Here is a 9,681-nt window from a genome sequence, read left to right as displayed (position 1 = left end):
CAATTCTGACTTCTACCTCCTCGCTCATTCCCATTTCTCCCCTCCTGGGAGGGGGAGGGGCGAGGGGTGGGTTGTCTCCTGTATTCCCATCCTGGGAGGGGTTAGGGGTGAGTTGTCTCCTGTCTCCTGTCTCCTTGTTCTATACTACATTTTGTGGTGCGGAATGTGGGATACGACCTCTGAATTCTTCACAAGCAGCGAATAACCTTGACTTGGTCATAAGCTTTCCTTAATTCAGCCTCACGTTGGGGACTAGAGCGTCCGTAGGTGCCTTGACCTCGTAATTCTTCTGGAGTCGGGACAGTCGTCAAAACTTCTTCTCCTAGATCGTTAAACAAAACTACAGATTCAATCTTGACAAGATGTTGTTGATGTTGCCGATATAAATCGATATATTCTTCTACTACTTGTTGCCATTGTTGGGGCGGACAATAACTCCGCTCTATGAGAAGAACAAAATTAGGCACAGGCAAAACCTGATTGAGCACCAAACCTGCGACCATAAAGCTCAACCAACCGAGTCCAAGAATGGTTAACAGGTAACGATTTAGTTGTTTCATTTCCGTTCTACTAAACTTACCCAAACTTACCCATGCATGACTGCATGCATCTCTGGAGCTAGCTTTCTGTTTTCCTACGGAATGCTGCGCAAACACTGAAGACCACTGACCGCAGTCTGCAACTTATCTTCTCCACAGGCTTAAAATTGGCGGGAACTCCACCTACTGATGCACATAGTTTTCCAAATTGACCGCAGCGTTTCCTGCGGAATGCTTCGCAAACAAGTCTCTGTCATCTTCAAAATTAATAGTAGCAGAACATCAGCAGAACATCAATTTATTTTCAATATTTCTTAATATTTGTCAAACTTTGTCCAATTTTTTTACTTCAGTAGTTAGCCCTATAAATTAGTCTGGAATAAACCTTTTAGGAGTTCTTTGACGGTTTCTGGAGTACCAGTTTTAACGGTAGATTCCCGTAGAGCAGCGATCACTGCTAATTCCTGTTGATTCACATCCCCATAAGCAATAGGATAAACCCGCACCCCACTGTATTGGAGAACGTCTTTGACTTCTGCGAAGACAAAACCTTCATTGGTTTTACCATCAGTTAAGACTAATATATAAAAAAGACCATTAGGATTAGCTTTCTTTTGTTCGAGCAATTTCCCCAACGCCACCATCATTCCGTCATACATAGCGGTTCCACCATCGGCACGTAAATTATCAATAGCAGCTAGAAACCGTTTGTGCTGCATTTCATCAAAAGGAGCTAATTCCACCATTTCGCTTGGGCGCTCGTTATAACTAATTAAACCTAAATAATTACCTGGATTAATTTCTTGACTAGCAATGCGCAAACCCTCTTTTACCTTCGCTAGAGGTTGTCCTTCCATCGAACCACTGGTATCGATTACCGTCATTAAATAAACTGTACGTCCTGCATCTTTCTGACGCTTCCAAAATGATTGAGCAGTGGTTAAGACTTCTCCTGCTGGAATCGGGGGAAGATTGGGAGCCAAAAGATAGTCTGTCTCGACAAACCCTTGTTGCTGGGCCAGTTTTTTCATGGCATCAGAAGCAGCAAACTCAGCAAATTTTTGCAAGGCTTCTTGTTGTTTGGCTGTATTCCAGGCAAATCCGACCAGAGGATTATTATGAGGAATGCCAAAGGGGATAAAAACGGTTTTCTCAAATCCAGGTACTTTTTTGAGTTGCTGATAATTTTGATATTCCAACGGAAATGCTTGTAACTTATCCTTGTCGCGGATAAAAATTTCTTGCAAGTCTAGAGTCGTGGTTGTGGTAATCAATACCTGTTTCTGAAAGCTTTGAAATACTGACTTGACTTGAGGAGATTCTAAGTCAGCAATTGTTAGGGGTTCTCCATCTTGTTGGTGTCCTGCTGCTCGCCAAAAGAGCGAGTAGAGCAGATTCAAAGCAGTAGCACTACTGTAGGGATTGGGATAGCCAACGGAAAGTTTACCAGAGGCGATCGCATTGAGCAACTTGTCAAAATTCACTTCGCCATTTGCAGCTAATTCCCGATAAACACGTTCTTGAAGGACAAAACCGCCAACGTTCGGCACTAAACGGGGAAGGATAGAGATGGTTTTAATTCCTTGACTTGACAGCATTGCCACCCACAAATCATTAGAGGGAGAATACCCTGTCGGTGTCACTTTGCCAGCAGCCAATAACTTGGCGGCAGTTCCCGAAGGAATTTTTCTCACCCCGACCTGAATAACTTGACCGGAACTAATGGTTTTTCTTTCTCGGTTAAAAGCTTGAGCAACTTCTACCAACCAACCTTCATTTTGCTTTTTGATATTGGCTTTTTCTGAAGAACTGAATATTTCGAGATAAACTACCTTGGGGTTTGTAGAGGGTTGAGCAGCATAAAGAGGAAACTGTTCAATAGGAGGAAGAGGTTCTTGAATCCCATCGATAGTGTAGCGCGAAGCTACTCGATCGGGAATTAGGGATGTGGCAACGGAAATCTTAGGAAGTAACTTTTCCTGAAGATATCTCTCTGCACTGGCAAAGGAATCTACCTTTTGCTCGACTACACATCCCCAGAATAAAGCAAGGCAAACTCCGATGAGAAACCAGAAACGTCCTTTTTTGAGCATAACTAACCTCCATGGATTGACGATGATTTTGTTCCGATCTTATCTAAGACAGTTTGATTTTCAGCAATGATTACTCGGAGACTGCGGGGTAAACTGGCTTGTTCAGTAGATGCTTCTAAAGAAGACAAAAGCACCCGATCTTGTAACTCTTGTAGCAAACGATGAGTTTCTTGCACTCGCTCACAAGTAGTTTCTAAATGCTGTCGGGTCAGACTTCTGTAGGTTTCAGTTTGCATTTTGTCCAAGGTTAGTAAGGCAAATGCTACTTGCTCACAAAGAGATAAAACCGTGTAGAGAGTCTCCAATAATTCCGGCATTAAACTTGATTCTCGGTTAGCTATGCGTTGGGCAAAAATTTGGATTTGTTTGACCAAAATGAGGGTTTGTTCCCAATCGGCATCTTTACGTCCTTCAAGTTTCCCTTCAATACTTGCCAATTCATTGAGAAATATTGCTGCATCGAGTAGATTAGGGCTACTGCACCCATAGAATTGTCTGAGTTTCCCAAACCAAACTGCCACCATGACAAGGGCAATTGCTCCCCCGACAATTAAGGTAAGGGGGCGATTTCCCAACCAGATAATCAAGCTCACATATCCTAATCCTGTCCCTACAATTAGAAAATAGGTCTGTGGCAAACCCAAAACTTTACGCCAAAATAATTTCCAGTTCATTACGATCTAATTAAACGGTTTTGATTATCGTATGGCAAAGCATTCAGTAATTGAACGAAGCAGTGACTCATAATATCGAATCCGGTTAAACAGCCATAGAATGGTTAAGTTAGGAGGAGTCAACCCACCCCTCGCCCCTCCCCCGACCGTGGAGGGGAAGTCAGGAGGACCGAGTCAGGAGGAGAAAGAATTACAAAGATAAACGTAGTTATGGCGATTGAAGATTTTTTTTATGTCCAATTAAACGGATTTGATATAATATCATGTCCGGTAGCATTGGAGCGTGTATAAAATTAAGGTGATAATAGGAGAAAACCTTCTGCCTCCAGCATAGCTGCCTTCTGCCTTCCTTCCACCAAAGTCTAATTATTCAACCGGACATGATATAATTGATTTTGGCATTCTTTATCAACTTGATTACTATCATTGTCGCATTTACTTGGTCAATAGTCCAGAAAATTACTGTCTAGTGAACTGTCTACCACCACACTAGACAGTAAAAATGTTTCTTGGAAAGTTCTAGTTCTCAAGAGTTATTTTTTGCTTTTTATTTTGAACTTATCAACCCTCTCTTTATAATCATAATACTTTTCACGCCTTTCAATTTCAACCCATACACCATCTTGTACTAATTGTGAGCATATAGAATACCTAGACCTTTCAGTATCTTCAGCTAATAGAGTTATTACTTCTGCTATATCAACAGGATAGGATTATTATCAACACAGGGGGAGGACATCACCTCAAACGAAACAGCAACCCGGCATTTCCAGGCTGAATAATCCCGCGTTGTCGCATAAGCACAACGTCGGGAGTATGTCAATAACCACCAGGTTCTTCTTCATATTCTGGCATCTTAGTTTTCTGAGGAATATTTACACGAGGTGCTTGATAGGGTTTTGGAACCTCATCATCAGCCCAGGCATCTTTTTCTATGTCTTCGTCATATTCATATTCTGTAGCAGGTTTATATTTTTTCTCTTCATATTTCTCATCTTCATACTCATATCCGCCTGACTCTCCCCAATTATCTTCTTCATACTCATCATAAGTAGGATTTTGTCTTACCTGACGGGCGACTGGTGGTGCAACAACTGCTTCTGTTTCATAATAGTCTTCATAAACTGCTTCTCGCTCTAGCTGCCGTGGAGGGGGAGCAACTTCTTGTTCATAGTAGTCATCATAAATAGGTTCAGGTTCAACTACTCTAGGTCTTCTAGGTTCTGGCTCTGCCCAATCTTCATCCCATGCTTCTTGAGTTGAGGGTGCTACTGTGCGAATAGGTTCCCGAGTAGCTGGTTGTCCTGTACCTAATTGATTATCAGGTTTCACAGTGGGAGGATAATATAATCCATCTTCCTCTTTTTGCCAAGGTGCTTCTCCTAAACCTAAACGTTCTAATACTCCTACTGTTAACTGTTTGAGTTTTTCTTCAGATCCTTCAAACACAATCAGGCGATTTGGCCCACTGCTAACAATTTCATCAATTGAGAGTTCATAAGTACTAATAACTTGATCTGGAATTTGGGGTATACCAATAGAAGCAATAATCAATGACAAAACTTTGCCATCTGTAGTATCAAACTTGAAACCTCTAACTCTACCTAAAAGTTCACCATTTTCTGTCAGGACTTCACTATTTATTAGGCTACTATAGGCTTCAGCATCAATATCTTCTTCTACTACTTCTTCGTTATCTACTAAGATGACATCACCTATTTCGCAGATATTATTGAGAAACATAAACTTAGGTATTCCAGCTACGGCTAATATATTGTCTCGTAGTCCAATAGCTACTACCTCCCGCCGATCGACGTCTACCCATAACTGGCTTACTACTCCTAGGCGCTTACCTTTATCGCGAGTGATTATTTGAGTTCCTAACAGATCGGAGCGTTGCCAAATTTGTTCAAATGTCATTATTGTTTAATCCCGATTCTTATAATAAGTCAAAATTTAAAAGTCAAAAGTCAAATAACAAGTCAAAAGTCAAAAGTCAAAATTTAAAAGTTAAGAGAAATTAATAATTTTTACATTGTAATTTATCAATAAAGAATTTAGTCAGACTGAGGCAGTATTATAATAAGTCAAAAGTTAAAATAAATTACTAATCTCTATATCTCTATATTGTAATTTATCGGTCTTGAATCCACAGAAGCTTATTCTCACTCCTGACTCCTTTATTCTGACTTCTGTCTCCTTCTCCAAATAGATTTAATCTCTAGTCATTTTAATCCCTAAAACTTGGGTATGAGCGCCCCTAGCTTGAGTCACACCGATAGTATGCTGGGATGATTCCATCATTGGCCTCCGTAGACTGACAACAATAAATTGAGCTTGTTGTGCCTGTTGTTTTATCATTTTAGCTAATCGCTCCACATTTGCCCCATCCAGAAACATATCCACTTCATCAAAGGCGTAAAAAGGAGATGGGCGGTAACGCTGTAAGGCAAATATAAAGCTTAAAGCTGTCAAAGATTTTTCTCCCCCAGACATAGAGGCCAATCTCTGGACTGGTTTTCCTTTGGGGTGGGCTACTAAATTTAACCCACTGTTGAATGGGTCTTCTGTATCATCTAACTGTAGATAACCATCTCCTTCAGAAAGTTGGGCAAAAATGGTCTGAAAATTTTGATTCACAGCATTGAAAGCCTCAAAAAATGAACGTTGTCTCAAAGTAGTAAAGTTTTCTATTCTTAACAACAACTCCGTCCGCTCTCCTTCCAGAGTGGCTAATTTTTGAGTTAGCTCTTCCAAACGTTTTTGGGTTTGGTCATATTCTTCCAAGGCCAACATATTTACAGGTTCTAAGGCCTGAAGTTGTTTCTGTAGCGATCGCACCTCCTTATCTAATTCTCCTATTTTAATATTTTCCGGCACTTCTGGCACTTGCTCCGGTAACTCTGCCTTTTGTTCTTCTAACTGAGTCCGCAAAGTCACTAACTGTTCCCGACGTCCCTCCTGAGATTCTTGCAATTTTTGTAGTTGCCATTCTAATTGCTGTTTAGCTAAATAAAGTTCTCGCAGACTTGCCTCTGCTTGGTCTCTTTTTTGTTTTTCTGTGCCTAACTTTTCTTCTGCTTTGGCCATACCTGCTTTAATTTCAGCAATTTGCTCGTCCACAACCAATACTTGACTATTTATATCTTTAATATTTTCCCTAGCTGCTAATTCTTGCTCTTGATATTCTGACTGCCGACGAGAAATAGCTTCTACCTTTTCTTGTAAAAGCCTTTGTTGATTTTCCAACTCTTGAAGTTGTTGTTGGGCAGCTCGCCAAGCACCCTCCCGATCTTGTAATACTAGCTCTTGAGACCGAATCATCTCCTGCATTTGTTGCCACTCACTGTGAGTATGAGACTTTTCCAACTCGGCCAAAGTTTGCTTTAACTTTGTTAATTGGACTTCTCTGGTCGGAATTTCTTGGTCTAGGAATGTTAATCTGGTTTGAGCATTGACCAATTCTCGATGATTTTTCTCTAATTGTCCTTGTCCTTGCTCTTGTTGTCTGGTCAATTTTTGCAGCTCTGACTCAATTTGCTCCACTTTGAGCTGAGTTTCTCTAAAATACTGCTTCCCTTCCATCAAAGCTTGCGCCCGCTCCTTCACATCCTCCTTTCTCCGAGAAATCTCTACCTGACAGCGCTCCAAAACAATATCTATTTCCTGGAGGCGCTGACGATGAACTTCCATTTCCCCTATTTCTGCTGACTCATTACCATCAACCGTGCCAAAATGCAAGCTACCAGAACGACGGGACACACTTCCTCCAGTCATCGCCCCACTGGTCTCCAATATTTCCCCATCCAGAGTAACAATTCGATGTTTACCCAAATATTTCCGAGCATTTGTCAAAGTATCAAATACCACCGTAGAGCCAAAAACATAGGCAAAAATATTCTGATAACGAGAGTCACAGTCAATCAAATTCACCGCATAATCAATAAACCCCGCTGCTCCCCAACGCAAACTATCATCTCGGTTGAGACGAGGAGACCGAATTTTATTCAAAGGTAAAAACGTCATTCTCCCAGCTCTTTGTCGCTTCAAAAATTCAATCCCGGCAGCTCCCACTGCATCATTTTCTACCACCATATTTCCCAGACGGCCTCCGGCAGCAATTTCTAAAGCCAACTGATATTTTGGTTCTACTCTCCCTAGTTGTGCCACTAAACCACAAATGCCAGAAATACCAGACTGTTGCAGCATTTTTGTGGCATAAGTTCCCGAAGCTTCTTGAACTGCCTGTTGTTGGGCTTCTAATTTATCTAGTTTCCGCTGTCTTTCCCTTTGTTCTTGGAGAAGGCGAGTTTGAGTATCTTGTTGAATTTGTAGGTCTTGTTCTACTGCTGCTAATTGTTTGGTCAAGGATTCTACTTGATAATTGGCGGTTTCTCTTGACTTTTCTATTTTTTCATGGTAAGCATTTTGATTTTCTATTTCTACCCCCAGGGCGGCCATGGACTCTTGCTGTTCCTGGATTTGCTTTTCTAGCTGATGTATTTGTTCCCTAACTCTTGCTTGTTCGGTCAGTTGGGGGTTGAGAGTTTGCTGTAGAGTTTCAATTTGATGATGAAGTTGGGCTTGTTCTTGTATCCAAGCTTCGGCAGTAGAGGCAATAGCACTAGCTGACTCTCGTTGTTGGTTGAGAGTTTCCCGTGCTTGGTTGCGAGTGGTCTCTAGAGATTCGACTTCTTGAGCTTGAACAATTTTGTTTGTGGCTAATATTTCCAGATTTTGTTGATGTTTCTGTATTTCTTGTTCAAGTTGGCTGAGGTTCTTGATGGTTTGCTCAATGGTGCTTTCTAATTCTTTATGCTTTTGTTTTAGTTGACGGCGGTCAGCTTCTTGGGTGGCCAGGGTTGATTGTAAGGCCAACAGTTCTTCTTCTCCCAAAGCTTTAACTTGGACATTGAGTTGGTCTAGTTCGGTTTGGGCCTGTTGAATTTCGGTTTGTTTGGTTTGAATATTTTGGTTAATTTCCGTGGCAGAGCGATCGCCTGATTCTATATTTTCTCTAAGTTTCCACTCTTGTTTTTGTAGATTTTGCCATTTGAGAATTGTTTGCCAGAGACTCTTTTGTTCGAGTTGACCCCGCAATTCTTGATATTTTTGAGCTTTTACACAGTCCTGGGAAAGACGGTCACATTGTTTTTTCAGTTCTTTTTCTACAATGCCACTCTTTTCTTCTTGTTCTTTCACCAAGTCTAATTTATCTTTGGCCAGGGTAATTTTTCTATCAAATTGAGCCACTCCTGCCATTTCATCAATAATTTCCCGACGTTCGCGAGACTTCATGGAAATAATGCTGGTTACGTCACCCTGAAGCACAACGTTATATCCTTCGGCGTAGACCCGGAGTTGATTTAGTTGTTCGTGGAGTTCGGTCAGGGTGCATGGTTGACCATTCATATAATAAGTGGAGGTGTAAGTCCCTTGTTTTGTGACTCGGAGGCGACGGGAAATACTCCACTCACTTAAAGAATGAAAAGATGAAGCTATCTCAAATGGATCGTCAGATTCTGGAGTATTTGCTCCATTTTTTATGACTTCTGGTGGATTTTCTGTAGTTGTTTGGGTTTCTGACTCTGAAGGTTCGGGGTCTTCGTAGCCATTTAGACTCGTTTTTATATCTTCTAAATCAAAAGTGACCTTGACTATAGTTTCAACAGTTTTACGTCCTGCTAATTTGTTATTAACTAGGTCTGGCAGGCGTTCGGCTCTCATACCTTTGGAAGTGGACAACCCCAGGCAAAAAAGAAGTGCGTCGAGAATGTTGGACTTGCCCGAACCATTAGGCCCAGAAACCACAGTAAATCCGGGCAGCAACGGAATCGTAGTAGTGCCACCGAAAGATTTAAAGTTAGTTAGTTCCAGGCGTTTGATATGAACCATGAAGGCCAGTTTGTGGACTGGGTAGATTTTGGGCTTTTAATTATTCTAGACATTATAGACAGGACTTGAGATTTGTGGAATGGGCAAGATGCCCATTCCAGATATTTGCCCGCATTAACGAAGTCAGAAGTCAGAAGTCAAAAGTTAACCCACCCCCGCCCCTCCCAATCCACCCCTAACCCCTCCCAGGAGGGGAGGGGAAGTAGGGGATGCGTGAGCAACTCTCCAAAAATATTGCACCTTAAAAGGCAGGGTTGCGCGACCCATATTATTTTGATAAGAATTTTTGCTTACTTCCACAGCATTTGCTTTTGTTGCGGATGTGGCAATAGGAGTTTTTGCTCAATAGTTGTTTTTGTTGCGGATGTGGCAATAGGAGTTTTTGCTCAATAGTTGTTTTTGTTGCGGATGTGGCAATAGGAGTTTTTGCTCAATAGTTGTTTTTGTTGCGGATGTGGCAATAGGAGTTTTTGCTCAATA

Annotated in this window: 5 protein-coding genes; all 5 read right to left on the bottom strand. The window is 41.4% G+C overall.

What is annotated here, in order from left to right; translation table 11 throughout:
- Nucleotides 1-188: 188 nt before the first annotated feature.
- The 5 genes from F6K13_RS06490 to smc all read right to left on the bottom strand — a co-directional run bounded on the left by F6K13_RS06490 (nt 189) and on the right by smc (nt 9,201).
- Nucleotides 189-560, bottom strand: a complete 372-nt coding sequence (locus F6K13_RS06490) for a hypothetical protein (protein ID WP_124144516.1) — start codon at nt 558-560, stop codon at nt 189-191.
- Nucleotides 561-901: 341 nt separating this feature from the next.
- Nucleotides 902-2,632 carry a VWA domain-containing protein gene (locus F6K13_RS06485; RefSeq protein ID WP_124144515.1) on the bottom strand — a complete coding sequence of 577 codons (1,731 nt, stop codon included), beginning with the start codon at nt 2,630-2,632 and terminating at the stop codon, nt 902-904.
- Between the two features lie 2 nt (nt 2,633-2,634).
- Nucleotides 2,635-3,306, bottom strand: a complete 672-nt coding sequence (locus F6K13_RS06480; RefSeq protein WP_124144514.1) for a hypothetical protein — start codon at nt 3,304-3,306, stop codon at nt 2,635-2,637.
- An 819-nt stretch (nt 3,307-4,125) separates the two neighbouring features.
- Nucleotides 4,126-5,226: a PRC-barrel domain-containing protein gene (locus tag F6K13_RS06475; RefSeq protein ID WP_124155002.1), complete on the bottom strand. Its 1,101-nt coding sequence runs from the start codon at nt 5,224-5,226 to the stop codon at nt 4,126-4,128.
- A 294-nt stretch (nt 5,227-5,520) separates the two neighbouring features.
- Nucleotides 5,521-9,201 carry a chromosome segregation protein SMC gene (gene smc, locus F6K13_RS06470; protein ID WP_287287044.1) on the bottom strand — a complete coding sequence of 1,227 codons (3,681 nt, stop codon included), beginning with the start codon at nt 9,199-9,201 and terminating at the stop codon, nt 5,521-5,523.
- Nucleotides 9,202-9,681: the final 480 nt, after the last annotated feature.

Origin of the sequence: Okeania sp. SIO2B9 (assembly GCF_010672505.1) — a bacterium.
Taxonomy (GTDB): domain Bacteria; phylum Cyanobacteriota; class Cyanobacteriia; order Cyanobacteriales; family Microcoleaceae; genus Okeania; species Okeania hirsuta.
Note: the sequence above shows the minus strand (reverse complement) of the source record. Positions and strands in the feature narration are given on the sequence as shown.